The sequence below is a fragment of the Gryllotalpicola sp. CP2-P1 genome, from assembly GCF_057512245.1.
In genome coordinates this window covers 1-26420 of the sequence record NZ_JBLRDT010000013.1, presented here as the reverse complement: position 1 = coordinate 26420, position 26420 = coordinate 1, and the positions used below count along the sequence as shown (strand labels likewise).

26 protein-coding genes and 1 pseudogene are annotated in these 26420 nt (G+C 70.3%); 17 read left to right on the top strand and 10 right to left on the bottom strand.

What is annotated here, in order from left to right; genetic code table 11:
• Position 1: 1 nt before the first annotated feature.
• A complete protein-coding gene (locus ACM2XV_RS02220) occupies positions 2-991 on the bottom strand; it encodes a ketopantoate reductase family protein (RefSeq protein WP_344773148.1) in 990 nt (329 codons plus the stop codon).
• Positions 992-1063: 72 nt separating this feature from the next.
• Positions 1064-2515: a DHA2 family efflux MFS transporter permease subunit gene (locus ACM2XV_RS02215; RefSeq protein ID WP_487025839.1), complete on the bottom strand. Its 1452-nt coding sequence runs from the start codon at positions 2513-2515 to the stop codon at positions 1064-1066.
• Between the two features lie 73 nt (positions 2516-2588).
• Here ACM2XV_RS02215 and ACM2XV_RS02210 point away from each other — a divergent pair, with 73 nt between their 5' ends.
• The 5 genes from ACM2XV_RS02210 (at position 2589) to ACM2XV_RS02190 (ending at position 6036) form a co-directional block, all read left to right on the top strand.
• Positions 2589-3200 carry a TetR/AcrR family transcriptional regulator gene (locus ACM2XV_RS02210; protein ID WP_487025838.1) on the top strand — a complete coding sequence of 204 codons (612 nt, stop codon included), beginning with the start codon at positions 2589-2591 and terminating at the stop codon, positions 3198-3200.
• Positions 3197-4123, top strand: a complete 927-nt coding sequence (gene truB / locus ACM2XV_RS02205; RefSeq protein ID WP_344773142.1) for a tRNA pseudouridine(55) synthase TruB — start codon at positions 3197-3199, stop codon at positions 4121-4123. Before ACM2XV_RS02210 ends, truB begins: the two co-directional genes overlap by 4 nt.
• Entirely contained in the window at positions 4124-4486 is a 363-nt protein-coding gene (locus tag ACM2XV_RS02200) for a hypothetical protein (RefSeq protein ID WP_344773140.1), read from the top strand.
• A gap of 111 nt (positions 4487-4597) precedes the next feature.
• Positions 4598-5107, top strand: a complete 510-nt coding sequence (locus ACM2XV_RS02195; RefSeq protein WP_487025837.1) for a hypothetical protein — start codon at positions 4598-4600, stop codon at positions 5105-5107.
• Positions 5104-6036, top strand: a complete 933-nt coding sequence (locus tag ACM2XV_RS02190; protein ID WP_487025836.1) for a bifunctional riboflavin kinase/FAD synthetase — start codon at positions 5104-5106, stop codon at positions 6034-6036. Before ACM2XV_RS02195 ends, ACM2XV_RS02190 begins: the two co-directional genes overlap by 4 nt.
• A 34-nt stretch (positions 6037-6070) precedes the next feature.
• Here ACM2XV_RS02190 and ACM2XV_RS02185 read toward each other — a convergent pair whose 3' ends face one another.
• Entirely contained in the window at positions 6071-7024 is a 954-nt protein-coding gene (locus tag ACM2XV_RS02185) for an ROK family protein (RefSeq protein WP_487025835.1), read from the bottom strand.
• 31 nt (positions 7025-7055) lie between these two features.
• Positions 7056-8360 (bottom strand): MFS transporter, encoded by a 1305-nt coding sequence (locus ACM2XV_RS02180; RefSeq protein ID WP_344773132.1) that lies wholly within the window; start codon positions 8358-8360, stop codon positions 7056-7058.
• Between the two features lie 96 nt (positions 8361-8456).
• Here ACM2XV_RS02180 and ACM2XV_RS02175 point away from each other — a divergent pair, with 96 nt between their 5' ends.
• The 5 genes from ACM2XV_RS02175 (at position 8457) to ACM2XV_RS02155 (ending at position 13227) form a co-directional block, all read left to right on the top strand.
• Complete coding sequence (locus tag ACM2XV_RS02175; RefSeq protein WP_487025834.1) at positions 8457-9305, top strand: LysR family transcriptional regulator; 849 nt, start codon at positions 8457-8459, stop codon at positions 9303-9305.
• A gap of 69 nt (positions 9306-9374) precedes the next feature.
• Positions 9375-9893, top strand: coding sequence for a GDSL-type esterase/lipase family protein (locus ACM2XV_RS02170; RefSeq protein ID WP_487025833.1), 519 nt, complete (start codon positions 9375-9377; stop codon positions 9891-9893).
• A 116-nt stretch (positions 9894-10009) separates the two neighbouring features.
• Positions 10010-10450 carry an RbsD/FucU family protein gene (locus ACM2XV_RS02165; RefSeq protein WP_487025832.1) on the top strand — a complete coding sequence of 147 codons (441 nt, stop codon included), beginning with the start codon at positions 10010-10012 and terminating at the stop codon, positions 10448-10450.
• A 74-nt stretch (positions 10451-10524) separates the two neighbouring features.
• Entirely contained in the window at positions 10525-10860 is a 336-nt protein-coding gene (locus ACM2XV_RS02160; protein WP_344773124.1) for a DUF6804 family protein, read from the top strand.
• Positions 10861-11061: 201 nt separating this feature from the next.
• The gene (locus tag ACM2XV_RS02155) at positions 11062-13227 is read left to right on the top strand and encodes a DEAD/DEAH box helicase (protein WP_344773122.1); all 2166 of its coding nucleotides are present in this window, start codon (positions 11062-11064) and stop codon (positions 13225-13227) included.
• A gap of 12 nt (positions 13228-13239) precedes the next feature.
• Here the strand turns inward: ACM2XV_RS02155 and ACM2XV_RS02150 are convergent, their stop codons facing one another.
• Positions 13240-13476 carry a hypothetical protein gene (locus ACM2XV_RS02150; RefSeq protein ID WP_344773120.1) on the bottom strand — a complete coding sequence of 79 codons (237 nt, stop codon included), beginning with the start codon at positions 13474-13476 and terminating at the stop codon, positions 13240-13242.
• An 80-nt stretch (positions 13477-13556) separates the two neighbouring features.
• Here ACM2XV_RS02150 and ACM2XV_RS02145 point away from each other — a divergent pair, with 80 nt between their 5' ends.
• The gene (locus ACM2XV_RS02145) at positions 13557-14192 is read left to right on the top strand and encodes a CYTH domain-containing protein (RefSeq protein WP_344773118.1); all 636 of its coding nucleotides are present in this window, start codon (positions 13557-13559) and stop codon (positions 14190-14192) included.
• 40 nt (positions 14193-14232) lie between these two features.
• The gene (locus ACM2XV_RS02140; protein ID WP_344773116.1) at positions 14233-15258 is read left to right on the top strand and encodes a 6-phosphofructokinase; all 1026 of its coding nucleotides are present in this window, start codon (positions 14233-14235) and stop codon (positions 15256-15258) included.
• 216 nt (positions 15259-15474) lie between these two features.
• Here the strand turns inward: ACM2XV_RS02140 and ACM2XV_RS02135 are convergent, their stop codons facing one another.
• Together ACM2XV_RS02135 and ACM2XV_RS02130 are read right to left on the bottom strand one after the other, a co-directional pair.
• On the bottom strand, positions 15475-16131 hold the full coding sequence (locus tag ACM2XV_RS02135; protein WP_344773115.1) for a hypothetical protein: 657 nt from the start codon (positions 16129-16131) through the stop codon (positions 15475-15477).
• Positions 16132-16165: 34 nt separating this feature from the next.
• Positions 16166-18316 carry a S9 family peptidase gene (locus ACM2XV_RS02130; protein WP_344773113.1) on the bottom strand — a complete coding sequence of 717 codons (2151 nt, stop codon included), beginning with the start codon at positions 18314-18316 and terminating at the stop codon, positions 16166-16168.
• Positions 18317-18413: 97 nt separating this feature from the next.
• Here ACM2XV_RS02130 and ACM2XV_RS02125 point away from each other — a divergent pair, with 97 nt between their 5' ends.
• The gene (locus ACM2XV_RS02125; protein WP_344773111.1) at positions 18414-19370 is read left to right on the top strand and encodes an NADP-dependent oxidoreductase; all 957 of its coding nucleotides are present in this window, start codon (positions 18414-18416) and stop codon (positions 19368-19370) included.
• A gap of 68 nt (positions 19371-19438) precedes the next feature.
• Here the strand turns inward: ACM2XV_RS02125 and ACM2XV_RS02120 are convergent, their stop codons facing one another.
• Positions 19439-19891 (bottom strand): Hsp20/alpha crystallin family protein, encoded by a 453-nt coding sequence (locus ACM2XV_RS02120; RefSeq protein WP_344773110.1) that lies wholly within the window; start codon positions 19889-19891, stop codon positions 19439-19441.
• A 161-nt stretch (positions 19892-20052) separates the two neighbouring features.
• On the opposite strand from ACM2XV_RS02120, the gene ACM2XV_RS02115 reads away from it, so the two are divergent.
• Together ACM2XV_RS02115 and ACM2XV_RS02110 are read left to right on the top strand one after the other, a co-directional pair.
• Positions 20053-20469 (top strand): hypothetical protein, encoded by a 417-nt coding sequence (locus ACM2XV_RS02115; RefSeq protein WP_344773109.1) that lies wholly within the window; start codon positions 20053-20055, stop codon positions 20467-20469.
• Positions 20470-20512: 43 nt separating this feature from the next.
• Positions 20513-21448, top strand: a complete 936-nt coding sequence (locus ACM2XV_RS02110) for an alpha/beta hydrolase (RefSeq protein ID WP_344773107.1) — start codon at positions 20513-20515, stop codon at positions 21446-21448.
• Here the strand turns inward: ACM2XV_RS02110 and ACM2XV_RS02105 are convergent.
• Both ACM2XV_RS02105 and ACM2XV_RS02100 read right to left on the bottom strand, forming a co-directional pair.
• Entirely contained in the window at positions 21417-23330 is a 1914-nt protein-coding gene (locus tag ACM2XV_RS02105) for an APC family permease (protein ID WP_344773307.1), read from the bottom strand. The genes ACM2XV_RS02110 and ACM2XV_RS02105 overlap by 32 nt on opposite strands.
• A gap of 97 nt (positions 23331-23427) precedes the next feature.
• Positions 23428-24735: a uracil-xanthine permease family protein gene (locus ACM2XV_RS02100; RefSeq protein WP_344773105.1), complete on the bottom strand. Its 1308-nt coding sequence runs from the start codon at positions 24733-24735 to the stop codon at positions 23428-23430.
• A 39-nt stretch (positions 24736-24774) separates the two neighbouring features.
• On the opposite strand from ACM2XV_RS02100, the gene ACM2XV_RS02095 reads away from it, so the two are divergent.
• The gene (locus ACM2XV_RS02095; RefSeq protein ID WP_344773103.1) at positions 24775-26190 is read left to right on the top strand and encodes a serine hydrolase domain-containing protein; all 1416 of its coding nucleotides are present in this window, start codon (positions 24775-24777) and stop codon (positions 26188-26190) included.
• Between the two features lie 10 nt (positions 26191-26200).
• Positions 26201-26420 (top strand): annotated as a pseudogene (locus ACM2XV_RS02090) (aldehyde dehydrogenase family protein); the annotation flags it as partial.

The window sequence follows — 26420 nt, the reverse complement described above, 5'->3', positions numbered from 1 at the left end:
CCTAGCGCCGCGCCGACTGCTCGGCCCGCACCCGCTCGGCCAACTCGCCCGGCTCGAGGAAACGGCGCGTGCGCTCGACCTCGTGCACGGCATCCACGATCGCCTGATTGACGGGCGCGCGCAGGCCGACTTCTGCGGACTGGGCGACGACGGCGCCGTTCAGGAAGTCGATCTCGGTGAGCTGCCCGCGCTTCAGGCTCTGCAGGGTGGAGCCGAGGTTGGGCACCGAGCCCATGCGGCGCGCCATCAGCCGCGGCAGCACCTGCGCGGCCCACAGGGGGGCGGCGGCGGCGAAGCGCGCGCCGGTGTGCGAGAGGCCCTGGATGGTGTCGAAGTGCACGCCGTGGGCGAGCCCGGCCCTGGCTGCTTCGCGGATGAGGCCGGTGACGATCGGCCGCAGCCGCGCATCGGCGACGGTCTGCTGCACCGACAGACCGGTGGCGGCAGGCGTGCCGTTGACCATGTTGATCACGAGCTTGGTCCACTGTGCGCCGCGGAAGTCGTCGGTGACCTGCGCCGGCATGACCGAGGCCAGCAGCGCCGTCGCCTCGCGCGAGCGGTCGACAACGGTCGTGCCCGCGGCCGTGATGGTCACGCGCCCGGGCTCGACGTTTTGCGCAGCGTAGAGCGCGAGCGCGCCGAACGCGGGTGAGCCGGGCAGCACCCGGTGCGCCGTGTCGAGGCCCTCGAGCCCGTTCTGCACGACGATGAGCGGCACGCCTTCGAGGTGGTCCCGGTTTACGGCGAGGGCGGATGCCGCATCCTGCGCCTTCGTCGTCAGGAACGCGATCTCGGGGGTGCGGGTGAGCGTCTCGGCAGCGCAGACGCGCGCGGTGTGCTCGCCCCACGCGCCGTCGAGGTGCAGCCCGGCACCGGCGATCGCGGCGAGGGTGGCGCCGCGCGCGGTGACCTCGACCTCGTGGCCGGCGCGGTCGAGCAGTGCTGCGATGGTGCCGCCGACGGCTCCGGCTCCGATCACCCCGACACGCACGCACCCACCCTACGGCGCAGGCACCCGAGGTGTCAGTTCGGGTGCCTGCGGCCGCGAATCAACAGCCCGAACTCACACTTCGGGGGAAAGTGAGGTCGCGGCGACCGCCCGGCGTCCGGGCAAGCCGAGCGAGACGAGGGCCGCGAGGGCGAGCACGGCGGCCCCGACGAGGACCGCCTTCTGCGCGGCATCCACGTAGCCGGTCGGCGTCAGCTGGCCGCCCGCGCCCGTGAAGACGGCGGTCAGCACCGCGATTCCGAGGGCGGTGCCGATCTCGCGCAGCGTCGAGTTCGCCCCAGAGGCCTTGGCGTGATCGGGTGCGGGCATGTCCATGAGCACCGCCGTCGACGACGGGGCGAAGATGAGCCCCATGCCGAGCCCGGCGAGCAGGAACGGGGGCACCATGTGCGCGAAGGTGAGGTCGGGTGCCATGATCAGCGCGATCCACCCGATGGCGACGGCCGAGATGGCGAGGCCGGACGCGACAGGCATCCTCGGCCCGAATCTCGGGACCAGCAGGAAGCCGGTGAGCGGGGAGATCACGAGCGGCAGCAGGGTCCACGGCATGGTCATCTCGCCGGCTTCGAGCGGATTCTTGCCCTGCACCACCTGCAGGAACTGGATGAGGATGAAGATCGACCCGAAGATGCCGAAGCTGAAGATCAGGCCGACGGCGTTGGCGATCGTGAAGCTCGGAAAGCGGAACAGGCGCAGCGGCAGCATCGGGGCCGCCGCACGGGTCTCCCACCAGATGAACGCCGCGATGAGCGCGCCGCCGCCGATCAGCGCGGTGAGCACCTCGCCGCTGCCCCAGCCGGCGTCGTTGCCGCGCACGATGCCGTAGACGATTCCGAAGACGCCGCTGCCGGCGAGCACGAGGCCGATCAGGTCGCTGCGCAGCCTCGCCCCGAAGCTGTTGGGCAGCGCCCACAGCACGAGCGGCACCGCGACGATGCCGACGGGCACGTTGACCCAGAAGATGCCCTGCCAGGCCCAGCCCTGGGTGACCGCGCCGCCGATGAGCGGGCCGAGCGCGACGCCGAGACCGGCGACGCCGCCCCACACGCCGATGGCGGCCGGCCGCGCCTTCTCGCTGACCGAGCCGGCGAGCATCGTGAGCGACAGCGGCATCAGTGCCGCGGCCCCGACGCCCTGCAGAGCGCGGGCGGCGATGAGCTGCCACGGCTCGGTGCTGAGCGCCGACAGCGCTGAGGCAACCGTGAACAGCCCGATGCCCACCACGAAGACGCTGCGGCGGCCCAGGCGGTCGCCGAGCGCTGCGGCGGTCAGGATGAAGCTCGCGAAGGCGAGGGCATACGCGTTGATGACCCACTCGAGCTCGTCGATGCCGGCGGACAGGTCGCGGCCGATGACCGGCAGGGCGTTCGTGACGACCAGGTTGTCGAGCGTGCCCATGAACATGGGCAGCGAGGCCGCGGCGATCACGAGCCACAGCGGCCGGCGGCGGGCGAGCGGGGGCACCCCGCCAGTCTGCGCGGCCTCGGTCGCGACGGGAACAGTCATGTCGTTCTCCAAGAGTGGTAATTGAATGATTACAAGCCGAGACGATAAGTTATCGACTGATAACCTGTCAAGCATGAGCGAGTCGAGGAGCGAGCGGATTCCCGCCGCGGAGCGCCGCGAGCAGATCCTGGATGCCGCCGCGAGGGTGTTCGGGGAGCGGGGCTATGCGGGCACGACCACCGACCAGGTCGCCCAGGCGGCGGGCATCAGCCAGCCCTACGTCGTGCGGATGTTCGGCAGCAAGGAGAAGCTGTTCTGCGAGCTGCTGCTGCGCGCTCGCGACAGCCTCGAGACGCGGCTGCGCGCCGCGCTCGCCCGCCCGGAGGTGAAGGCGCTCGACAACCAGGGGCTCAAGAGGTTCCTCGGCCGCGCCTATGTCGACCTCGTCGGCGAGGGCGACATCGTGCTGCCCCTCGCACAGGGCTTCCTGCTCGGCCACGACCCCGTGATCGGCCGGTATGCGCGCGAGGGCTTCCTCGACATCTACCGGCTGCTGCGCGACGAGGCGGGGCTGAGCCCGGAAGAGGTGCGCGACTTCCTCGCAGGCGGCATGCTGCTCAACACGCTGCTCACGCTGCAGATGACGGGACTCTACGAGTCCGACGAGATGGCGCGGGAGCTGCTCGCCTGCGCCTTCGGCGAGAAGCTCGACCTGGTTGTGGCGCCGACGAAGGCCGCCCCGTGAGCCCGGTGTCGCCGCCGCCGAACGGCGTCGTCCTCGTCGACAAGCCGCAGGGGCTCACGAGCCACGACGTGGTGGCGCGCATGCGCCGCGCCGCGGGAACGCGGAAGGTCGGCCACGCGGGCACCCTCGACCCGATGGCCACCGGCCTGCTCATCGTCGGCGTCGGCTCGGCGACGCGGCTGCTGACGCACGTGGTCGGCACCGACAAGGTGTACGACGCCACGATCCGCCTGGGGGAGTCGACGGTCACCGACGACGCCGAGGGAGACGTCACGGCGCGCGCCGAGGCCGACGCGGTCGACGCCGTCACGGGCGAGGCGATCGGCGCAGGCATCCGCGCCCTCACCGGGCCCATCGAGCAGGTGCCGAGCACGGTGAGCGCGATCAAGGTCGACGGGAAGCGCGCCTACGCGCGCGCTCGCGCGGGCGAAGACGTCGAGCTTGCTGCGCGGCCTGTCACGATCCACGAGTTCGCGCTGCGCGAGACGAGGCGGATGCCGGGCCTGATCGACCTCGACGTGACGGTCGCCTGCTCCTCCGGCACCTACATCCGCGCGCTGGCCCGCGACCTCGGCGCCGCGCTCGGGGTCGGCGGCCACCTGACCATGCTGCGACGCACCTCGGTGGGGCCCTTCGCCGTCGCGGCCGCGACCCCGCTCGACGCGCTGGCCGGTGGCGACGTCGCCGTGCCCGACGTGCTGCTGACGCCGGCGGACGCCGCTGCCAGACTGTTCCCCGTGCTCGAACTCGACGCGCAGCAGGCGATCGACCTCGGGCACGGCAAGAAGCTCCACGTCGCCGCGCCTGGCGCCCCGGGCATCCGCGCCGCGATCGACGGGGCCGGCCGCCTCGTCGCCCTCGCCGCCGTGTCGGCGACCGGCGTGGTGCGCGTCGAGACCGGTTTCCCGAGTCAGGAGTCCTGAGTGGTCGAGTGGTTCACCTTCACGCAGATCGTCATCGCGCTCGCCGCGGGGGTGCTCTGCCTCGTGCTCGGGCTCATCGGGCGCACGCCGAGCGACCTCAGCATGGGCCCGATCGCGTTCGTCGCGCTGCTGCTGATCGCGCAGCTCGTCACGTCCGCGATCGCGCCGGCGGTCGGCAACCACCCGACGGGCAGCCTGCTCGAGTTCTGGATGTACCAGGTCGCCATCGTGCTCGTGCCGCTGCTCGCGATGGTGTGGGCGCTCGTCGAGCGCGGGCGGTGGAGCGTCGTCGTGCTCGGCGTCGCGGGGCTCGCCGTCGCCGTGATGCTGTACAGGATGTGGGTGATCTGGACGGGCGCGTGAGCGGCATGCCGGTGGCATGCCGCGAACCGCACGGACGGATCACCCCGGCGCGAGCGAAGCGAGCACCGGGGCCGGAGCGCGACCACGAGCCGAACTAGAATCGACTTTGCGATGTCCGAGTCCAGATCCGTCACCGAGAGGCTCTCGGCCGCAATGCCGCGCCTGGTCGGCACCGGCACCCTCACGGTGCTCGTCGCCGTGTACGCCGTGCTCGTGATGGCGGCGGTCGGGCGCAGCGCCTTCCAGATCATCGACCACTTCTCGAAGGCGCCGATCGCGATCTCGATCTCAGGGGTGTCCGCGCTCGTCTACGTGCTCGCGATGGTCGCGCTCATCGTGCACCGGGGCGTCTGGCACCGCATCGCCTGGGTCACCGTCTCGGTCGAGTTCGCCGGCGTCGTGGTGATCGGGGCGATCACGACGTTCTTCCCGGACGCGCTCGGCCCCGACTCGGGCGACGCATTCGGCGACACCGCCACCGTGTGGACGGTCTTCGGGCAGGGCTACTGGTTCGTCCCGCTCGTGCTTCCGCTGGCGGGAATGTGGTGGCTGAAGACGCATCCGGCCCGCCCGCGCCCCGATCGAGCCGGCGCCGATTCCCGCGGAAAGGCGGCAGCGTGAGGGTCTTCCACTCCGAGTCCGAGATCGGCCCTGATTTCGGGCCGAGCGCGGTCACGATCGGCAAGTTCGACGGCGTGCACTCCGGGCACCGAGCGGTCATCGGCCGCCTCGTCACCGCGGCGCGGGCCGAGGGACTCGTCTCAGCGGTGGTCACCTTCGACCGGAACCCGCTCGAGGTGATCGCGCCTGAACGCTGCCCTGACGCGCTCGCGAGCCTCGACCAGAAGCTCGATCTGCTCGCCGAGACCGGGGTCGACGCGACCCTCGTGGTGCGCTTCGACGAGACCTTCGCGCGGGTCAGTGCCGAGCGCTTCGTCACCGAGTACCTGGTGAAGGCGCTGCACGCCCGGCGCGTGTTCGTCGGCAGCGACTTCCGCTTCGGCAGCGGCAACGCGGGCGACGTCGCGCAGCTGCGGGCGCTCGGTGAGCAGCACGGATTCACCGTCGAGCTGATCGACGACGTGGTCGGCACCGCGGGGGAGCGGGTGTCGTCGACGCGCATCCGCCAACTGCTCGCCGAAGGCGACGTCGAGCAGGCCGAGCGGCTGCTCGGCCGTGCGCCGATGCTGCGCGGCCTGGTCGTCCACGGCGCGAAGCGCGGGCGCGAGCTCGGATTCCCCACCGCGAATCTCTCCCCGCAGTCCGAAGGCCTGATCCCGGCCGACGGCATCTATGCCGGGTGGCTCGTCGACAACGGCACGCGCTACCCGGCCGCGATCTCGGTCGGCAACAACCCGACCTTCGAAGGCGTGCCGCAGAAGCAGGTCGAGGCGCACGTCATCGACCACACCATCGATCTGTACGACCACGAGGTCGAGGTGGTGTTCGTCGCGCGCATTCGCGGCATGACCGCCTTCACCGGCATCCCGGCGCTCATCGAGCAGATCGCCGACGACGTTCGGGTCGCCCGCGGCATCCTGGTGGCATGAGGCGACCCCGCCCGCGATCGCGAGCGGGCTGCGCCTAAGCGGGGATGAGGTCTGCGCGGTAGATCAAGGCGGCGGCACCGATCAGCGGGCCCTCGCCCGAGAGACCGGAGGGCACGACGCGCACCTTGCGGACGTAGTCGAAGTGGTGCGTCGCGATCTGGGCCCGAATGAAGTCGAACAGATCGGGCGTCGCCTGCGAGAAGCCGCCGCCGATCGCGACGACCTCGAGGTCGAGCAGGGCAGTGGCGCTCGCGATCGCCTGGCCGACGGCGCGCCCACAGCGCTCGATCGCCGCGCGCGCGACCGGGTCGCCTGCGGCGTAGGCGGCGGCGAGGTCCTCGCCCGTCGTGCCCGCGAAGCCGTTCCGCCGCGCGTACGCCACGGTGTGCGGCCCGCTCGCGATCGCCTCGAGCACGTGCGCGTTGCCGAAGGTGTTCTCGCCCTCGAAGCCTGCGACGTCGACGTGGCCGATGTGCCCCGCGTTGCCGGTCTTCCCGACGACGACCTTGCCGCCCGCGATGATGCCGCCCCCGACACCCGTCGAGACGACCATGCCCATGACGTTCTGCGCGCCCTGCGCCGCCCCCACCCAGTGCTCGGCGAGGACGATGGCGACCCCGTCCATCTCGAGCACGACGGGGACCAGGTGCCCGGCGTCCGCCACGATGCGCTCGACCAGCGCCCGCATCGGGTAGCCGCGCCACGAGGGCACGTTGAGCGGCGAGATCGCACCGGCCTCGCGGTCGATCGGCCCGGCGCAGCCGATGCCGACGCCGATCAGCCGGGCCTCGCTGCCGAGCTCGCCCAGCATGCCGAGCGCGTGTCGCACGACCTCGGCGACGGACGCCTCGAGGTCGTGCAGCTCGGCGCTGCGGCCGGTCGCCGCGCGGAGCCGCGACCCTACGACGAGCGTGCCGTCGGGGCGCACGAGGGCGGCCTCGACCTTGGTGCCGCCGAAGTCGACGGCGAGGACGACGGAATCAGGCATGCCTCCCAGCCTATTGGCTCGACAGGGCTGCTCAGACGTGCCGCTGCACGAGGCGCCGCGCCGCGCCCGAGACCGTCTGGCCGCGGCGTTTGACGAGCACCACACCCGCCACCAGCGCCGTGAGCAGCGGCATGGTGCCGGAGACGGTCATGCCGACGTGCGGGCCGAAGTTGTCGACGATCCAGCCCATCAGGGGGCCGCCGATCGACTGGCCGCCGAGCTGGATGAGCACGAACACCCCCATGACGCGGCCGCGGATCGCGATGTTCGTCGACATCTGGACGAGGGAGTTCGACGCGATGAAATACAGCAGCTGAGACATCCCGGCCCCGACGAGAAGGACCGCGAAGATGCCGAGCTGCGGCGCGAGACCGGCGAGCGCCTGCACGAAGCCGAGGATCACGGCGCCGACGATGACCGTGCGCAGGCTGACGGATGCCCGCAGATTGGACAGCAGCGCACCGCTCAGCGCGCCGAGCGCGACGAGCGCGTTGAAGATGCCGTAGCCCGACGAGCCGACGTCGTAGACGTGGTCGGCGAAGGCGGTGAGCAGCACCGGCATCGTGTAGACGAAGAGCGCCACCGACGTCAGCACGATGAGGGTGAACAGGATCTCGTCTTTGCGGGCCGCGTACTCGAGGCCCTCGCGCAGCTGGCCCTTGCGCCGCGGCGCCTTCGGTGCCGGCAGCAGCCGCGAGCCGTCGAGTCGGCCGAGCGCGAACACGGTGCCGAGGCAGGCGAGCGCGTTGATCGCGAACGACCAGCCGCCGCCGACCGCCGACAGCAGGATGCCGCCCACCGCGGGTCCGATCAGGGCGCCGAGCTGGAACGTCGAGGAGTTGAGGCTGAGTGCGTTGCGCAGCAGCGCCGGCCCGACGACCTCAGAGACGAAGGACTGGCGGGCCGGGTTGTCGATGAGCGTCGCGAAGCCGCCGAGCAGGGCGATGCACCAGATCATCCACACCTGGATCGAGCCGGTGAAGATGAGGGCGGCCATGGTGGCGGCGAGCAGCGCCATCATCGTCTGCGTCACCTGCAGGATGCGCCGCTTGGGGTACCGATCGGCGATCACGCCGCCGTAGAGCCCGAAGACCAGCATGGGCGCGAACTGCAGCGCGACGGTGATGCCGACGTCGGCGACGTTGCCCGAGAGCTGCAGGACGATCCAGTCCTGTGCGATGCGCTGCATGCCCTGGGCGGTCGTCGAGACGATCTGACCGCTTGCGTACAGCCGGTAGTTCGGGACCTTCAGGGAAGCGAACATGTCGCGCCAGCGCGGACGGCCGGACAGCACCAGCATCGGTTCGGTCGGTGGATTCGCAGGCGTCGCAGTCACAGCCCGTCAAGGCTAGTCGGATCGATTCGATAAGTCCTTAGAATGGTGGCAATAACTCCCATTGGGAAACGTAATAGCTCGCGAAGGGTGCCGCCCATGTTCGATCCCGTGCTGCTGCGCAGCTTCCTCGCGGTCGCCGAGACGGGCAGCTTCACGCGAGCCGCGCAGCGCCTGCAGCTCAGCCAGCCCACGGTCAGCCAGCACGTGCGGCGCCTCGAGTCGCAGGCGGGCCGCATCCTGATCGATCGGGACACGCGCCAGGTGCGCCTCACCGACAACGGCGACGCCATGGCGGGCTTCGCGCGCAGCATCCTCGCGGCGCACGCGTCCGCCGAGAGCTATTTCAGCGGCAAGGCGATGCGCGGGCGGCTGCGCTTCGGCGCCGCGGACGACTTCACGATGACGCAGCTGCCCCGCATCCTCAGGGACTTCCGCGCGCTGCATCCCCAGCTCAACCTCGAGCTCACCGTCGGGCAGTCGGGGGCCCTGCATCGCCGGCTCAGCTCGGGTCAGCTCGATCTCATCTTCATCAAGCAGACCCCAGGTGTCGGCGAGGGCACCAAGGTCAGCACCGACCAGATGGTGTGGATGGGCCTCGACGGCATCCAGCTCGGGCCGGACGAGCCCGTGCCGCTCGTCTCGTACCAGGAGCAGTCGATGAGCCGGCGGATGGCGATCGACGCCCTCGAGGGCGCCGGTCGGACCTGGCGCATCACCTGCAACACGCGCGAGGTCAACGGCGTGCTCTCGGCGGTCAGGGCCGGGCTCGGGGTCGCGGTGTTCCCGCGCACGCTGATTCCCGGCGATCTCGTGAAAGTGAGCAATCGCCTCGGGCTTCCCGAGATCGGCGACGTCGACTTCACCCTGATCTCGAACCCGCGGTCGGCCACCGAGCCCGTCGAGGCGCTCAGCAGCGCGATCATGGGCCGCACCCTCGTGCACTGAGGTGCGCGTTCCGCGCCTCCGCGCGCCCCCGAGTTCGCTACCTTAGGTACTCGTAGGGAGGCCATGGACATGACCGAAGCGACGGTGACCGCATTCGTCGGCGACAGCCTGACCGAGAACGGCGACTGGCAGAAGCTGCTGCCGGGCCAGAACGTCATCAACTTCGGCGTCGGCGGGAACACCACGCACGACCTCATGGACCGCCTCGACGAGGTCGTCGCCGCGGGCCCGTCGACCGTCGTGGTCGAGATCGGCACGAACGACTTCGGGTGGCGGTTCCCGGTCGAAGAGGTCGTCGAGAACATCCAGGCGATCCTCGCCCAGCTGCGCGAGAAACTGCCCGACGCGAAGATCGTGATGCAGAGCATCCTTCCCCGGCAGCCCGAATACGCGCACATCGTGCGCACCGTCAACGAGCAGCTCGAGCGCTATGTGCCCACCGTGCCGTGCAGCTACGTGGATGTCTGGCCCGCGCTCGCAGACGAGGACGGCGGCCTCAAGCCCGAGTTCACCGTCGACGGCCTGCATCTGACCGAGGCCGGTTACGAGGCCTGGTTCGCCGTGCTGCGGCCCGTGCTCGCCGCCTGAGGGGTCGCGAAGCCGGTCCCCCTCTTGGGGGAATTCTGCTGCCCCCATGCTCGCGGCTAGTGTCGCAAGCGGGGTTGAGGAGAGTCAGTTTCACGACTTTTGAAAGAGGCACCGTCGTGCTCAAAAACCTCGACCCGATCCTGTCCGGCGCGCTCCTGTCGGTTCTCGACGACATGCAGCCCGGCCAGTGGCTGACCCTCACGGCAGGCGGCGCCACGACGCCGCAGCGTGGCCCGGACCACACCGTGATCGATCTGACGCACGTCTCGACCGAGGCGGCCGCGACGGCGATCCTCAGCGTGCTGCCGCTCGACCGCTCGGGGGCTCCGATCGTCTACCTCGACAATGCCGAGGAGGTCGACGAGCTGCCCGACGTGGTCTTCGCCGTCTGCGGCATCGCGGCCGACGCCGAACTGCGCCGCGTGCCGATGTCGCGCCTCGACGAGGCCGACTTCGCGACGCTCGCGCGCCAGTCCGAGGTGACCGTGCGGTCGCGCTGCGACGGCGAGCCCAGCGCATTCCTGCTGCGCAAGGGCGAGGCGCTCGCCGCCGTCTGAGCTGTCGGGGTCGCGTTCGTGGCGGCCCGTGCTCAGCGGGGCAGGAGGCCGCACCCGATAGGCTTCCCCTCGCCATGGCACGCCCCACGAACGCACCCCAGCCCGCCCGACTCGCGCTCGCGCCCGGCTTCCTCGGGGCGATCGTCCTGATGGCGGGCCTCGCCCTCATCGGGTCCGAGAACTACACCTGGATCGAGTACCCCGCGGCGATCCTCGCCGCGATCACGGGGTGGTTCGCGATCCAGGGCAAGCAGTGGGCCTTCGTCGCCGGGCTCGCCGCGATCGTCGTGGTCTGGAATCCGGTCTTCCCCCTGCCGCTGCCTGACGTCGCCTTCCAGGGGCTCAGCATCGCCGGCGCCGCGACATTCATCGCCGCCGGCGTCATCATCAGGGTCACGCCGAGCTCCTGACCGGCCGGCTCGGCGGCGCGCGCAGTGAGTGCTCGCGGGCCGAGGATGCGGCTGGGGTAGAATCAGGTATCGCGCGGATTCCCGCTCCGCCGCGGCCCGAGAGGCTTTCGCTGCTCGTTCGTGCCACGGCCCCGGAATCCGCCCCGTACATCGGGCCGCTCCCGGGGTTCTCCCGTCGGGGCCCGCAGATCGTGGAGGCACATGTCCCAGACCGGAGAGCGCGTCGCGCAGCAGCGACGCTCCGGGCGCCGTCATCAGAACAATGACGGCCTCATCCCCGTCCTCGCCCGCCGCGTGCGCGAGGTGGAAGCCAAGGCGCAGGGCGGCAAGAAGCTCGGGCCGACCAACCGGACCAAGTTCCAGGTCATCGCGCTGCTCATGCGCGAAGAGCGCGCGCGCGCCAAGTCCGACCCCGAGCTGACCGAGGCGCAGCGCGCCGAGCAGCTCAAGCGACTCGACGGCATCGCGCAGATCCTCGCCAAGACGGCGGCGCGTGACACGAGCCTCATCCAGTTGCTCGAGACGGATGCCTCGCCGTCGGCCGCCGCGCAGAAGATGCGCCGCGACTGGCTGCTCGAGTCCGGAACCGCGCTCAGCCCCGACGACCTGGTCATCGTCGTCGAAGAGCCGAAGGTGCTCGACAACAAGCCGGTGCTCTCGGCCGAGCTGGCCGAGAAGCAGGTCGTGCCGCAGTCGGTCAAGGCGCGGCAGCTGTCGAATCCGTTCCTCGCGCCCGACTTCACCCGCTACGCCGAGCAGGCGCAGCCCGCGCCGCGCCGGCGCCTCGACTCGTGGGAGCTTCTCGGCCCCCTGTTCAAGTCGTTCGAGCAGGGCGCAGGCGGCCAGATCGCCAGCATGGAGCTGCCGCCCGCACCGAAGATCGACCGCTACGCCCCGCCCGGCATGGAGCTCATGCACCACCAGGCGCAGTTCATCGAGTCGGCCCGCCTCGGCCACCGCACCTTCCTGCTCGCCGACGAGCCGGGCCTCGGCAAGACCGCGCAGTCCCTGCTCGCGGCATCCGTCGCGGGGGCATACCCGCTGCTCGCCGTCGTCCCCAACGTCGTGAAGATGAACTGGGCGCGCGAGGTCGAGCGGTGGACGCCGCAGCGCCGCGCGACCGTCATCCACGGTGACGGAGCCGGTCTCGACGCGTTCGCCGACATCGTCGTCGTCAACTACGAGGTGCTCGACCGCCACCTGTCCTGGATCGCCCAGATGGGCTTCAAGGGCATGGTCGTCGACGAGGCGCACTTCATCAAGAACCTGCACTCCCAGCGCTCGCAGCACGTGCTGGCGCTCGCCGACACGATCCGCAAGACCGCACCGGGCGGCGAGCCGCTGCTCATCGCGCTCACCGGCACCCCGCTCATCAACGACATCGACGACTTCCGCGCCATCTGGCAGTTCCTCGGCTGGATCGACGGCACCAAGCCCACGCGCGAGCTCATGGACCGCCTCGAAGAGACCGGCCTGACGCCCGCCGATCACGAGTTCTACCCCGAGGCCCGTGAGATCGTGATCGACCTCGGCATCGTGCGCCGCCGCAAGATCGACGTCGCCGCCGACCTGCCGTCGCGGCGCATCGTCGACATGCCCGTCGAGCTCGACGACGAGCTGGGCCGCTCGATCAAGGCGGCCGAGCGCGAGCTCGCGGCCCGCCTCGTGGCGCGCTATGAGCGCGCGCTCGCGGCCGGCGTCGGCGAGGGCGTCGAAGGCGGCACGGATGCCCGGCGCGAGCACCTCATCAGGGTCGTGGCCCACGCGGAGCTCGAGGAGTCGAAGGGGGCGAAGACCGGCGAGAACGTCTTCACCATGGTCCGCCGCATCGGCCAGGCGAAGGCCGGCCTCGCCGCCGACTACGCGGCGCAGCTCGCCCGCTCGACCGGCAAGGTCGTCTTCTTCGCCAAGCACATCGACGTCATGGATCAGGCAGAGGCGCTGTTCGCGGCCCGCGAGCTGGGGGCGGTCTCGATCCGCGGCGACCAGAGCGCCATCGAGCGCCAGAAGGCGATCGACGCGTTCCAGAACGACCCCGAGGTTTCCGTCGTGGTCTGCTCGCTCACCGCGGCCGGCGTCGGCATCAACCTGCAGGTGTCGTCGAACGTCGTGCTCGCCGAGCTGTCGTGGACGTCCGCCGAGCAGACGCAGGCGATCGACCGCGTGCACCGCATCGGCCAGGAAGAGCCCGTCACCGCGTGGCGCATCATCGCGGCGCAGACGATCGATTCGAAGATCGCCGAGCTCATCGACGCCAAGCAGGGCCTTGCGCTGCGGGCGCTCGACGGCATCGACGTCGAGCCGGGCTCCGAGGCATCCGTTCAGCTCGACGCACTGGTCGGGCTGCTGCGCGACGCGCTCAACTAGCCGCAGTCGGCGCTATTCGTCGTCGAAGTCGTCGAATTCCTCGTCTTCTTCGTCGAGCTCATCGTCATAGCCGGTGGGGCGCTCGTCGTCGGGAAACACCTCTTCGTCGGACTCGAAGTCGTCGTCGAGGTCGATGTCGTCCTCGTCGTAGCTCTCCACCTCGGGCTCGTAGTCCTCGACGTCCTCGGGAGCCTCGTCCTCGAGATCGACGTCGTCCTCGTCGAATTCGCTGGGTCGGCTGTCGCTCATGGGATGCAGGGTACGCCGGGCCCTGCGGCAGGCCAATACCCGATTCCGGTTCCGCCGACGGCATGGCCCAAACTGTTCACATGAGTGGTGGCGAGGTCGAGATCGAGCGCAAGTACGACGTCGATGACGAGGCGCGGATGCCGTCGCTGATCGGTGTCGCGCGGGTCGCGTCCGCCGACGCTCCGGATGCGTTCGACCTCGACGCCACGTACTTCGACACCCCCGAGCTGACGCTCGCGAACGCACGCGTGGCCGTGCGGCGACGGCTCGGCGGGCACGACGCCGGCTGGCACATCAAGTGGCCGCCGCTCGCCGAAGGCCGGCGCGAGCAGCAGTTCGAGCCGGGTGAGGGCGAGGCGATCCCTGACGAGGTGCGCGCGGCGCTGGCCGAGCTCGTGGGCGATGCACGGCTCGTACCGATCGCGCGCATTCGCAATCACCGGATCGCGACCGTGCTGCGCGACAGCGCCGGCGAGCCCCTCATCGAGCTCGCCGACGATCACGTCGTGGCCACAGACCTGCGCGAGGGGCCGACGAGCGGAACGGAACGGCGCTGGCAGGAGTGGGAGGTCGAGCTTCTTCCGGGCGGGAGCGCGGGCGAGGCATCCGATCGCGCGGCCTTGCTCGATGCGGTCGAAGAGCGGCTCGTCGCGGCGGGGGCGCAGCCTCCGTCATCCGGTTCAAAGCTCGCGAGGGCGCTGGGACTGTCCCGCTAGGGGCCGATCGATCGATAGTCTCCAAGCAGAAGGAGCTGCCATGCGAATCGGAATTCTCACCTCCGGTGGAGACTGCCCTGGGCTCAACGCGGTCATCAGGGGTGCCGTGCTCAAGGGGGACCGCGTGTACGGCCACGACTTCTTGGGTTTCAAGTGGGGCTGGAAGGGCGTCGTCGAGGGCGACCTGATGGAGCTGCCCCGCCACCGCGTCCGCGGCCTCTCGAAAGAGGGCGGCACGATCCTCGGCTCGAGTCGCACGAACCCCTACGAAGCGGGCGGCGGCCCCGAGAACATCCAGAAGGTGCTCGATAAGAACGGCATCGACGCGATCATCGCGATCGGCGGCGAAGGCACGCTTGCTGCCGCGCGGCGCCTCTCCGATGACGGGTTGAAGATCGTCGGCGTCCCGAAGACGATCGACAACGACCTGCAGGCAACCGACTACACCTTCGGCTTCGACACGGCGGTCGGCATCGCGACCGAGGCGATCGATCGCCTGCGCACCACGGCCGAGTCCCACCAGCGCTGCATGGTCGTCGAGGTGATGGGCCGCTACGTCGGCTGGATCGCCCTGCACGCGGGGATGGCCGGGGGCGCGCACGCCATCCTGATCCCCGAGGTGAGCACCACGATCGAGCAGATCTGCGAATGGGTCGAGTCGGTGCGCGACCGCGGCCGCGCCCCCGTGATCGTGGTCAGCGAGGGCTTCCACCTGCCGACGATGGACGGCGCGCACTCGCACAAGGGCCTGGACCCCTTCGGGCGCCCGCTGCTCGGCGGCATCGCCGACATCCTGGCGCCGATGATCGAGGAGCGCACGGGCATCGAGTCGCGCGCGACGGTGATCGGGCATATTCAGCGCGGCGGTGCGCCGAGTGCCTTCGACCGGGTGCTGGCGACCCGTTTCGGGATGGCGGCGGTGGATGCCGTGACCGAAGCGCGTTGGGGCACGATGGTCGCTCTGCGCGGCACGGACGTCGTCGACGTCAGCATCACCGAGGCGACCCGCAGCCTGAACTCGGTCCCGCGCCGCCGCTGGGAAGAGGCGGCCCTCCTCTTCGGCTGACCGTCTTCCGGCGCTCCGCCTCGGGCCGTCCCCTTCGTTCCACTTGAACGAGAGAACCTTTTCTTCGCACCCCAGAACCATTGGTGCTGGCCGAGCACCGTTGGTTCCGCGCCTGCGCCGTTGGTTCTCGACAAGCGCCAACGGATCCACGGCAGCACCAATGGTGTGCTTATCGCTAGAGATGGTTCTGCTGGAGCACCAATGGTTCTGTCGCGCTCAGAAGTGGTTCTCTCGTTCATATGAATCCGACAGGACGTCTCGGACCGGCGCTGGAACCGCGTCCAGGCGCCGCAGGGCGAGGTGGACGCGTCGCGGCGCAGCAGCGATGGCGTGGGCGATGTCCTCCGCCGGGAATCCGGCTTCAGACATCGCCTCCAGCAGCTGCGCGCTCTCCGCATAGCTCAAGCACGTCGTCATCGCCTGGCGCAGAGCTTCACGCGGGGGAACCCGCAGGCGATCCGGTTGTCCGCCTGAGCGCGCCAGGCGCTTTGCCTGCTCACGCGACGGAACCGGCGTGCGCAACCTGCTCCAGTGCACGTGCGCCATTGGCGCGTCCGCGCGTCGGCGGCCCGAAGCGCCACCTTGACCGCGCCGCAGCCTCAGGTGCGGCTCACCGCCGTCGCCGACTGAGAACCCGCTCTCGGCCAGAACCGTGACGCAGTCGAGCTGCCCGCCGCACCATGCCGCGAGCCTTTCGAGATCGGTCAAGTGGGTGCAGACGTAAACCCCCATCCGCAGAAGCTCGGAGCGTCCGTAGCTCATGCGAAAGGGGAGGATCGCAGATTCCTGGCCGTCGAACTCCTCGAGGAGTTCGGCATGCGTGGCGATGTGGCCGAAAGAACACAACAGAGAGCGAGTCGCAGCGCGGGGCATCCGTTCACTGTGGCGTGCTCTGCAGGCCGGCGCGTCAGCTTTCCACAGCTCTGACGGGATCCTCAGCGGGCGCGAGGCCGAGGCGGTCGAGCAGCCAGGCGAGTTCCCACGCGCGCTCGCGCCACGCGTTGTAGCGGCCAGAGACGCCGCCGTGGCCCGCGACCATCTCGATCTTCAGCAGCGCATCGGCGCCCAGCGCGCGCAGACGAGCGACCCACTTCGCCGGCTCCACATAGAGCACGCGGGTGTCGTTGAGGCTGGTCACGGCGAGGATCGGAGGATATGCGGCATCCGCTCGCACGTTCTCATACGGCGTGTACGAGCGCATGTACTCGTACACCTCGGCGTCGTGCAGGGGGTCGCCCCACTCGTCCCACTCGATGACGGTGAGCGGCAGCGACGGGTCGAGGATCGACGTGAGCGCATCGACGAACGGCACGTCGGCGAGGATGCCCGCGAACAGCTCGGGTGCGAGGTTGGCGACCGCTCCCATCAGCAGGCCGCCCGCACTGCCGCCCTCGGCGACCATTCGGTCGGGCGACGTCCACCCCGTGTCGACGAGATGGCGCGCACACGCCACGAAGTCGGTGAAGGTGTTGCGTTTCGCGAGCTTCTTGCCGTTCTCGTACCAGGAGCGGCCGAGCTCGCCGCCGCCGCGCACGTGCGCGATCGCGAACACGACGCCGCGATCGAGCAACGACAGGCGGGCGACGCTGAATGCGGGATCGATGCTGTGCTCGTACGAGCCGTAGCCGTACAGCTCGAGCGGTGCCGGCGCGGCACCCGGCGAGACGAGGTCCCGGCGGTACACGAGCGAGATCGGCACCCGCGTTCCGTCGGGGGCGACGGCCCACTCGCGCCGCTGCTCGTAGCGCGCAGGGTCGTAGCCGCCGAGCACCGGCTGCTGCTTGAGCATCCGAAGCTCGCCCGTCGAAGGAACCAGGTCGTACACGGTCGAAGGCGTCACCAGCGACCCATAGCCGAGCCGGATCGTCGGCTGCTCCCACTCGGGGTTGCCCGAGGCCCGCACGGTGTAGAGGGGCTCGTCGAAGGGCACCTCGGTCAGTGCGCCGTAGCCGTCCTCCGTGATCGGCAGCAGGCCCAGGCGGGTGAGACCCTCGCGCCGATACTCGACGACGACGCGCTCGGCGAACGCATCGATGTCGTCGAGGCGGACGGCCGGATCATGCGCGATCAGCACGCGTGGCGTCGCGGTGGGGTCGGATGCCGGCACGTCGACGAGCTCGAAGTCGAGGGCTCCGTCGTTGTGCAGGATCAGCAGCCTGTCCTCGCCGCCGACGACGGCATGGTCGACCGAGTACTCGACGCCCTCGCGGCGCGGCCACACGATGCGGGGCGCGGCGGTCGGGTCATCCGCATCGATCAGCCAGGATTCGCTCGTGATCGACGACGACGCGCCCACCTCGATGAAGCGCCGGCTGCGGGTGAGGCCGGCGCCCACCCAGAAGCGCTCGTCCGGTTCGTGGAAGACCTTCACGTCGGCGGATGCCGGCGTGCCGACCGCGTGCCGCCAGACGGTGTCCGGGCGCCAGGCGTCATCGACCGTGGTGTAGAACACGAAGCGGCCATCGGGGCTGAAGAAGGCGCCGGCGGCGGTGCCGGGCACCTCGTCGTCGAGGTCGGCGCCGGTCGCGAGGTCGCGCACGCGGAGGAGGTAACGCTCGTCGCCCTCGACGTCGACGGCGTACGCGAGCAGAGCTCCGTCAGCCGACACGTCGAACGTTCCGAGCGAGAAGAACTCGTGACCCTCGCTCTCGAGGTTCGCGTCGAACAGCACCTGCTCGCCGGGCAGGGCGGGCACCTCGGCCGACACCTCGGCCGGCTGCGGCGGCGTCCAGTCGTCGGGGCCGGCGATCGGCGCGCGGCACTGCACGCCGTACTGCTTGCCCTCGAACGAGCGCGAGTAGTACCACCACGCGCCCTCGCGCACGGGCACGCTGAGATCGGTCTCGAGGGTGCGGGACCTGATCTCGTCGAAGATCGTCTCGCGCAGGCCCGCGAGGTGCGCGTTGCGCGCCTCGGCGTAGGCGTTCTCTGCGGTGAGGTGCGCGATCACCTCGGGGTCGTCCTTGGCGCGCAGCCATTCGTAGTCGTCGACGACGGTGTCGCCGTGGAAGGTGCGCTCGGTCGGGATCCTCTTGGCAACGGGTGCGTTGTCGGTCACCCTCACCACGCTAGGCCACGATCGGCGAGGAGGCCGCCGCGGCGGTCCAAGCGGCCGGGCGCCGCACCCGCCCGCCGCAAGATGAGAGGCTGGCTCTATGGCCCGATTTGCGCGATTCGACCGATTCGGCCCGACGGCAGAGGTGCTGCGCATCGTCGACGAGGAGCCCCCGCACCCCGGCCCGGGCGAGGTGCGCGTGCACGTGTGCGCCAACGGGCTCAACCCGGTCGACTACAAGATCATGCACTCGGCGCAGTCCGCGGCCAACTACGGCATCACGGACCCGGCCGCGACGCCTGGTGGCACGGGGGTGGGGTTCGACTTCGCGGGCGACATCGACGAGGTGGGCGAGGGCGTCACCCGCTTTAGGCTCGGCGAGGCCGTGCTCGGCGGGCGCCGCCACCGCGCGATCGGCGACTTCGTGATCATCGCCGCAGAAGGCGCGGATGCCGAGCGCGACGGCGTCCTCATCGAGAAGCCAGAGGCGCTCGACTACGACACGGCAGGGGCCCTGCCGGTCGCAGGGCGCACGGCGATCGCGGCACTCGACCGTGTCGGCGCGGGCCCCGGCGATACGGTGCTCGTGAGTGCCGCCGCCGGGGGAGTGGGCGTGATCGCGGCGCAGCTCGCGGTTCTCCGCGGCGCGACCGTGATCGGCACGGCGAGCGAGCGCAACCACGAGTTCCTGCGCGAGCTGGGCGTCACGCCCGTCGCCTACGGCGACGGCCTGGTCGAGAGGCTGAGGGATGCCGCGCCCCAGGGTTTCACCGCCGCGCTCGACAACAACGGGCCCGACTCGGTCGACGCCGCGCTCGCCCTGGGCGTGCCGCTCGAGCGCATCAACACGATCGCCGCCCGCGGCCATCGCGGCGCACAGGGCGTCGGCAACCCGCAGGCGACGATGGAGCAGTTCGGCGAGATCGTGCGCCTCGTCGCCGACGGGCAGGTCACGGTGCCGATCGAGGCGATCTACCCGATCGAGCGGCTCGCCGAGGCATACGCGCGCCTCGAGACCGGCCACGTGCGCGGCAAGCTCGTCGCGGTGACGAGGTAGCGCAGGCGAGGCATCCGCCCCCGATACGAGAAAGACCCCGGCGAACCGGGGTCCTTCTGCTTCCGTGCTTATGCGCCAGCGGGCTCGCTGTGCGCCTCTTCGACGGCGGGGTGCGTCGTCTCGGCGCGCGAGCTCACGGCGATCTTGCGCGGCTTGGCCTTCTCGCTCATCGGGATCGTGATCGAGAGCACGCCGTTCGAGTAGTCGGCGGTGATGTTCTCGGTGTCGATGCCCTGGCCGAGGCTCAGCTGGCGCAGGAACGTGCCGCCCTGGCGCTCGCGGGTCAGCCACTTGACGCCCTCGCCCGTCGCCAGCGTGCGCTGGGCGCGGATGGTCAGCAGCTGGCCGTCGACGTCGATGTCGACCGAGCCCGGGTCGATGCCCGGCAGGTCAGCAGACAGGACGTAGGTCTCGCCGTCCTTGTAGAGGTCCATCGGCATGAGCCGCGGGCCGGCGGGGCGGTCGAGGAACGAGCCCGCCAGGCGGTCGAACTCGCGGAAGGGATCGAAGTTCATTGCCATGTGAATCAGCTCCTTCTCTGTAGTCCCAAGGTTGAGCCACCTCGACTCAACTAGGACTGACATTAGCACTCGAACACCGAGAGTGCCAGATCCATTCCGCCATACCCGACGTTCAGCGGGCACCCGGCTCCCGGTCGGTTTCGCGGGGTCATAATGAGCGTGTGATCGGAAGCTCACTCGCTCGGCAATTGCGGGATGCCGGGTTGGAATGGCATCCCGCTCCGGGCGACTTCTTCCGCATCGAAGGCCCCGAATTCGCCTCAGACGAGACGTTCACCGTCTCGGACATGACCATCGAGCCGCACGAGTTCGACACAGGCACGATCCTCGGCTTCAACGGAACGACCGAGTGGGCGCTCGACTCCGTCGCGCTCGAGCAGGCGCTGTGGCTGCCTCGCGAGGATCAGCTGCGCGAGCGCCTCGGCGGCGCGTTCCGGGCACTGACCGCGCGTCCCGACGGCGCCTGGCGCGTCACGACGCACAGCGGTGGCGCAGACCACGACTTCGAGGCCGCCGACGCGGCATCCGCATATGCATTCGCTCTTCTGGCGCTGATCGATGTCACGGCGCTCCGGTAGCCGCTCGGCGCCCTTCCCGGTCGGTCCCTGGCTATGGACCGCCATGATGCTGCCCTTCGCGCCGTGGCAGTCGCGCAAGCTCAACGCGACGCCGGTGAGCACGGTCGACTACCTCCTCGACGTCGACTACGTCGGCGACGGCCACCCCGGTCACCGGCTCGACGTGCTGACGCCGCATCGCGAAGCCGGAGACACCGCGGCGCTCCCGGTGTACGTCTACTTCCACGGCGGCGGCTGGACGAGCGGCGACAAGTCGGCGCTCACCAAGTACTGCGCCGTGCAGGCGGCCACCGGCATCGTCGTCGTGAACGTCAACTATCGCCGCGCCGGACTGCGCGGCGGCGGCTTCGGCATGCGGCACATGCTGAACGACGCGAACGAGGCGCTGCGCTGGGTGGTCGCCCACATCGCCGAGCACGGCGGAGACCCGAGCACGATCGTGCTCGGGGGCGACTCCGCCGGGGCGCAGATCGCCGCCCTGCTCGGCGCGACCACGACCCGGCCCGAGCTGGCCTCGCACTTCCGCCTGCGCCCCGCCGTCACCCGCGAGGAGCTCGGCGGCCTGGTGCTGCACTGCGGCGCGGTCGACTTCTCCGTCGTCTTCGAGCCGGGGTTCATCATGAGCCACGACTTCGTGCGCATGCTGCTTCCCGGCTATCGCAGGCACCGCATGAAGCCGGCGTCGCTGCAGCGCGCATCGCGCTGGCTGAGTCCCATCGAATGGGTCGACGAAAGCTTCCCGCCGGTGCTCGTCACGACCAGCGAGCGTGACATCTTCTACCGCGCGAACGTCAACTTCGTGAAGGCGGCGGAGCGCGCGGGCATCCCCGTCGAGTTCGTCAGCTACGGCTGGGACGCGCGCAACACCGAGCACACGTGGCAGCAGGACGCCGGCCACCCCGAGTCGGTCGAGGTGTACGAGCGCCTCCAGCACTTCATCGGGCAGGTCAGCTCACGTGTACGATCGGCCGACGCTTAGGGTTCTTCTCGGCTTCGCGCAGCACCTCGCGCGTGACGGGCGCGATCTCGCCGGTGCCGTCGAGCAGGAAGCGCGCCATGTTCGAGATCGGGTTGCCCTCGTTCCACTGGAAGTAGATGCTCGGCACGATGCCGGTCAGCTCGCGGATCTCGAGCAGCACCGCGGCGATGGCGTTCGGCACCGAGATGCTCTCGAGCTGCAGCACGCGGTAGCCGTGCTTCTCGACGCCCCGCACGAGCAGCGGCTCGACGAAGTCGGAGGCGTCCTGCTGCACGCGCGGCTTCGGCAGCACCTCGATGAAGAGCAGCCGGGCGCCCTGCGGGATGTGGCTGAAGTAGCGCTCCGACTTGCTCTTGGCGCTGTACTCGTCCTTCGTGTCGGGGCCCGGCTCGTGCGCGACGATGCGGATCACACCGGACTCGTCCTCGGCGTCCTCCAGCAGCCACGCCTCGGCGACGGCGTCGAAGGTCACGTCTGAGGCTCGCAGCTCGAACGAGCGCTTGGCGCGCGAGACGAGCGAGATGACGAGGATCGCGAGGATGAACAGCGCGGCGATGCGCACGCCGTCCGGCCGTTCGATGACGTTCACGACCGTCGAGTACAGGAACGCCACGGTGACGAAGCCGAACGACCAGATCCGTGCGCGCTGCCGGTGGCGGAACGCCGAGATCGTCACCGCGAGGGCGGCCGAGCACATCAGCACGAGCACGCCCGTGGCGTACGCCCCGCCCTGCGCGTCGACGTTCGCGCGGAAGACCAGGGTGATCAGGAAGCCGATCAGGGCGAACACGACGACGAGCGGGCGCACCGCGCTCGCCCACTGCGGCGCCATGCCGTAGCGCGGCAGGTAGCGCGGCACCAGGTTGAGCAGGCCGGCCATCGCGGATGCCCCGGCGAACCACAGGATGAGGATGGTCGACAGGTCGTAGACGCTGCCGAACGCCGGCCCGAGGTACTCGTGCGCGAGATAGGCCAGGGCGCGGCCGTTCGCCGGGCCGCCCGCCTGGAAGGCCTTCTGGGGAATGAGCAGCGTCGTCGCGAGGCTCGACGTGATGAGGAACGCGCTCATGATCGCAGCGGCGGTGGCGAGCAGGCGCTTCGTGCCGCGGATGCGGCCCATCGGCAGCTTCCCGGTGTCGTGGGGGCCGCCCTTGATCTGCGGCATCACCGCCACCCCGGTCTCGAAGCCGGACATGCCGAGCGCCAGCTTGGGGAAGACGAGCAGTGAGATGCCGATGACCTGCGCCCAGTTGCCGTTCTGGCGGAACATCGCCGCCCACCAGTCGTCGACGACGACCGGGTGAGCGCCGATGTGCAGGAACGCGACGACGATGACCACGGCGTTGAGCGCGAGGTAGACGGCGACCAGCACGACGGCGATGCCGATCGCCTCGCGGAAGCCCCGCAGGAAGACGACGGCGAGCAGCGCGAGCAGGAAGAGCGTCACGCCGATCTGCCAGCCGGTGCCCGTGAACCAGTGCGGGGTGAGCGGGTTCTCGAGGGCGTGCGCCGAGGCGTCCGCCGCCGACAGCGTCATCGTGATCATGAAGTCGGTCGCGGCGAAGCCCAGCAGCACCAGCACGAGCAGCTTGCCCCACCAGTACGGCAGGGTGCGCTCGAGCATCGCGATCGACCCGGAACCGCGGAAGCTCTCGCGTGCGACCCGCCGGTAGACGGGCAGCGCACAGCACAGCGTCAGCACGATGAGCACGACCGTCGCGAACGGCGCGATCAGGCCGGCTGCGAGCGCCGCGATGGCCGGCTGGTAGCCGAGGGTCGAGAAGTAGTCGACGCCGGTGAGGCACATGACGCGCCACCACGATGCGGGTTTCTCTGACTCCCTCGCGTGCGGCCCGACCTGCGTGCCGCGGATGTCGGTCATGCCGGTCAGGAACCACTCCCGCACGGTCGGGCGGGGCGCGGTGTCGTTGGTCACAGGCGCGATAGTACGGGACAGGGGTGAGCGCCGCGCCAAGCGGTCAGGCCGTGCCCCGGCGCGTGCCGACCCAGGTCATGACGTGGTAGACGACGACCGCTGCGATGGCGCCGAACGCGATCCCGGTGATCTGCACGGCGCCGAGCGTGAGCGGGATGTTGGCGATGCCGATGACGAGCGCGATGGCCGCGGTGAACTGGTTGCGGGGGCGCGAGAAGTCGACCCTGTTGTCGATCCAGATCTTGATGCCGATGACACCGATGAGCCCGTAGAGGGCGACGGTGGCGCCGCCGAGCACACCGCTCGGGATCGAGAAGATGATCGCGCCGATCTTGGGGCACAGGCCGAGCAGGATCGCGATGACGCCGGCCACCCAGTACGCCGCCGTGGAGTACACGCGGGTCGCGGCCATCGTGCCGATGTTCTCGCCGTAGGTCGTCGTTCCCGAGCCGCCGAACATGCCGGCGATCACGGTCGAGAGGCCATCGGCGAACAGGGCGCGGCCGGTGAGCCTGCCCAGCTCGGGATGCCCCGACATGGCTGCCACGCCGCGGATATGCCCGACGTTCTCGGCGATCAGGGCGAGCACGATGGGCAGGAAGGCCGGAAGCAGCCCCCAGGTGGGCAGCGAGCCGTCGAACGGATTCGCCGGAAGGTGGAACCGGGGAAGGCCGAACCAGGCCGCCGTGCCGACGGCCGAGAAATCCACCTGCCCCTGAACGGCGGCCGCGATCCACCCGACGACGACGCCGAGGAAGATCGACAGCCGCCCGAGCAGCCCGCGGAACAGGACGGCGATGAGAATGATCGCCGCGAGCGTGATGCCGGCCGTCAGCGGCGCCTGCGTGAAGTTCGACCCCGCCGTCGGCGCCAGGTTGAAGCCGATCAGCGCGACGATGGCGCCCGCCACGACGGGGGGCATGAGCGCGTCGATCCAGGCCGTGCCCGTGGCCATGACGAGGAGCCCGACGATGGCGAGAAGCACGCCGACGGCCACGATGCCGAACAGGGCGGCGGGCAGGTGATCGAGGTGCTGGTACTTGGCGCCCATCGCCGCCGCGATCGGCGCGAGGAACGCGAACGACGAGCCGAGGTAGCTGGGCAGCCGGTTCTTGGTGATCAGCAGGAAGAGGAGCGTGCCGACGCCCGAGAACAGCAGGGTCGTGGCAGGCGGGAACCCGGTGAGCACGGGGACCAGGAACGTCGCGCCGAACATCGCGACGACGTGCTGTGCGCCGATGCCGATCGTGCGCGGCCAGCTGAGCCGCTCGCCGGGGCCGACGATGGCGTCAGGGGCGATCGTCCTGCCGTCGGCGTGCAGGGTCCAGGGCAGGCGGCGCGGCTGTGGCATGGAGCCATCTTGTCGGAGCGCGCGGGTAACGTCGAACCCATGGCGATGGAGCATTCGAGCCCGGCATCCGTAGGTATCGACCCGGCCGCGATCGTGCGGCTGGCCGACGCGATCGACACGAAGGGGCTCGGTGTGCACGGCCTCGTCGTCGCGCGGCACGGGCGCGTCGTGGCGCAGGGGTGGTGGCATCCGTACCGGCCAGACGAGCCGCACATGATGTTCTCGGTGAGCAAGGCGTTCACCTCGATGGCGGTGGGGCTCGCGATCGACGAGGGGCTGCTCGCCCTCGACGAGCCGACGCACGCGATCTTCCCCGAGTTCCGCGAGATCCCCGGCCAGACGGTGCGGCACCTGCTGACGATGACGAGCGGGCACCCCGACGACCTGTGGGGCGTGCTGCGCGCCCTGCCCGAGCGCGATGGGCTCGAGCTCTTCTTCGAGTCGCCCGTGACGCACGCGCCGGGCACGCACTTCGTCTACAGCACAGCGTGCACCTACGTGCTCGCAGCGGCGGTCGTGCGCCGCGCCGGCGTGAGCCTCACCGGGTACCTCGACGAGCGGCTGTTCGGCCCGCTCGGGTGGTCGACGCCCCACTGGGAGCGCGACGCGCGCGGCATCGAGCACGGCGGCACCGGCCTCAAGCTCACGACCCGGCAGCTCGCGCAGTTCGGGCAGCTGCTGCTGCAGCGCGGCAGCTGGGAGGGGCGGCAGCTCGTGCCCGCGCACTGGGTCGACGAGGCGAGCGCCAGCCAGACGAGGAACCCCTGGTTCGAGAGCCACGAGTCGCGCATCGGCTACGGCTACCAGCTGTGGCGCTCGAGCCACGGATTCCGCGCCGACGGCATGTGCGGCCAGTTCGCCGTCGTCGTGCCCGAGCTCGAGCTGGTCGTCGCCACGACCTCGGGCGCCGCCGACGCGAACCGCATTCTCGAGGCGATCTGGTCAGAACTGCTCCCGGGCGTCGCCGCCGGGTTCCGGCCGTCCGACGAGCCCGACGGCGACGTCCACGAGCTCGCCGGCAGGCGCGTTCCCGAGCCCCGTGTGGACGAGAGGGATGACGCGGCCGAGGCGTCCCTCGCGGGGCGGGTCTTCGAGCTTCCCGCGAACGAGTCGGGCGTCGAGCGCATCTCGCTCGCCTTCGACGACGACGCGATCACCTTCGAGCTCGTCGGAGCCGACGGCGCTCAGCGCATCGCAGCCGGTCGGCGCGAGTGGCTTCCGGGGCGCACCGCCTCGCCGCTCGAGTCGCTGCCCGAGGTGCCGTGCGCCGCGCGGGCGGGCTGGGTTAGGGGAGTGCTCGAACTGCATCTGCAGCTCACGGGCACGCCGTTCCGCTGGGTCTGGCGGCTCGAGCCGAACAGCCCCGAGGGGCCGCGTCTCACCGCGGCGTTCGCGCCCGATCTCGGTCTGCGCTCCCGCGAGGACCTGCTATTGACGCCTGGTCAACAAGGCTAGGCTGGCGCGCATGACGAGCACTCCTGCGGGGGAGGGGGCGGCACAGGAATCCGTCGCCGACACGATCGCGCGACTGCGCGCGAGCTACGAGGAAGGCCGCACCAAGCCGCTGCGCTGGCGGCTTGCGCAACTCGATGCGCTCGCCGCCCTGCTGCGCGAGAACGGGCCCGCGCTCGAGCAGGCGCTGTGGAGCGACCTGCACAAGGCGCCGGCCGAGGCGCAGTACTCCG

Coding starts and splice junctions, on each gene's coding strand:
- ACM2XV_RS02215 (WP_487025839.1), bottom strand. CDS start 2,515: ATGACTGTTCCCGTCGCGACCGAGGCCGCGCAGACTGGCGGGGTGCCC.
- ACM2XV_RS02210 (WP_487025838.1), top strand. CDS start 2,589: ATGAGCGAGTCGAGGAGCGAGCGGATTCCCGCCGCGGAGCGCCGCGAG.
- ACM2XV_RS02195 (WP_487025837.1), top strand. CDS start 4,598: ATGTCCGAGTCCAGATCCGTCACCGAGAGGCTCTCGGCCGCAATGCCG.
- ACM2XV_RS02185 (WP_487025835.1), bottom strand. CDS start 7,024: ATGCCTGATTCCGTCGTCCTCGCCGTCGACTTCGGCGGCACCAAGGTC.
- ACM2XV_RS02175 (WP_487025834.1), top strand. CDS start 8,457: ATGTTCGATCCCGTGCTGCTGCGCAGCTTCCTCGCGGTCGCCGAGACG.
- ACM2XV_RS02170 (WP_487025833.1), top strand. CDS start 9,375: ATGACCGAAGCGACGGTGACCGCATTCGTCGGCGACAGCCTGACCGAG.
- ACM2XV_RS02160 (WP_344773124.1), top strand. CDS start 10,525: ATGGCACGCCCCACGAACGCACCCCAGCCCGCCCGACTCGCGCTCGCG.
- ACM2XV_RS02155 (WP_344773122.1), top strand. CDS start 11,062: ATGTCCCAGACCGGAGAGCGCGTCGCGCAGCAGCGACGCTCCGGGCGC.
- ACM2XV_RS02150 (WP_344773120.1), bottom strand. CDS start 13,476: ATGAGCGACAGCCGACCCAGCGAATTCGACGAGGACGACGTCGATCTC.
- ACM2XV_RS02145 (WP_344773118.1), top strand. CDS start 13,557: ATGAGTGGTGGCGAGGTCGAGATCGAGCGCAAGTACGACGTCGATGAC.
- ACM2XV_RS02140 (WP_344773116.1), top strand. CDS start 14,233: ATGCGAATCGGAATTCTCACCTCCGGTGGAGACTGCCCTGGGCTCAAC.
- ACM2XV_RS02135 (WP_344773115.1), bottom strand. CDS start 16,131: ATGCCCCGCGCTGCGACTCGCTCTCTGTTGTGTTCTTTCGGCCACATC.
- ACM2XV_RS02125 (WP_344773111.1), top strand. CDS start 18,414: ATGGCCCGATTTGCGCGATTCGACCGATTCGGCCCGACGGCAGAGGTG.
- ACM2XV_RS02120 (WP_344773110.1), bottom strand. CDS start 19,891: ATGGCAATGAACTTCGATCCCTTCCGCGAGTTCGACCGCCTGGCGGGC.
- ACM2XV_RS02110 (WP_344773107.1), top strand. CDS start 20,513: ATGATGCTGCCCTTCGCGCCGTGGCAGTCGCGCAAGCTCAACGCGACG.
- ACM2XV_RS02105 (WP_344773307.1), bottom strand. CDS start 23,330: ATGACCGACATCCGCGGCACGCAGGTCGGGCCGCACGCGAGGGAGTCA.
- ACM2XV_RS02100 (WP_344773105.1), bottom strand. CDS start 24,735: ATGCCACAGCCGCGCCGCCTGCCCTGGACCCTGCACGCCGACGGCAGG.
- ACM2XV_RS02095 (WP_344773103.1), top strand. CDS start 24,775: ATGGCGATGGAGCATTCGAGCCCGGCATCCGTAGGTATCGACCCGGCC.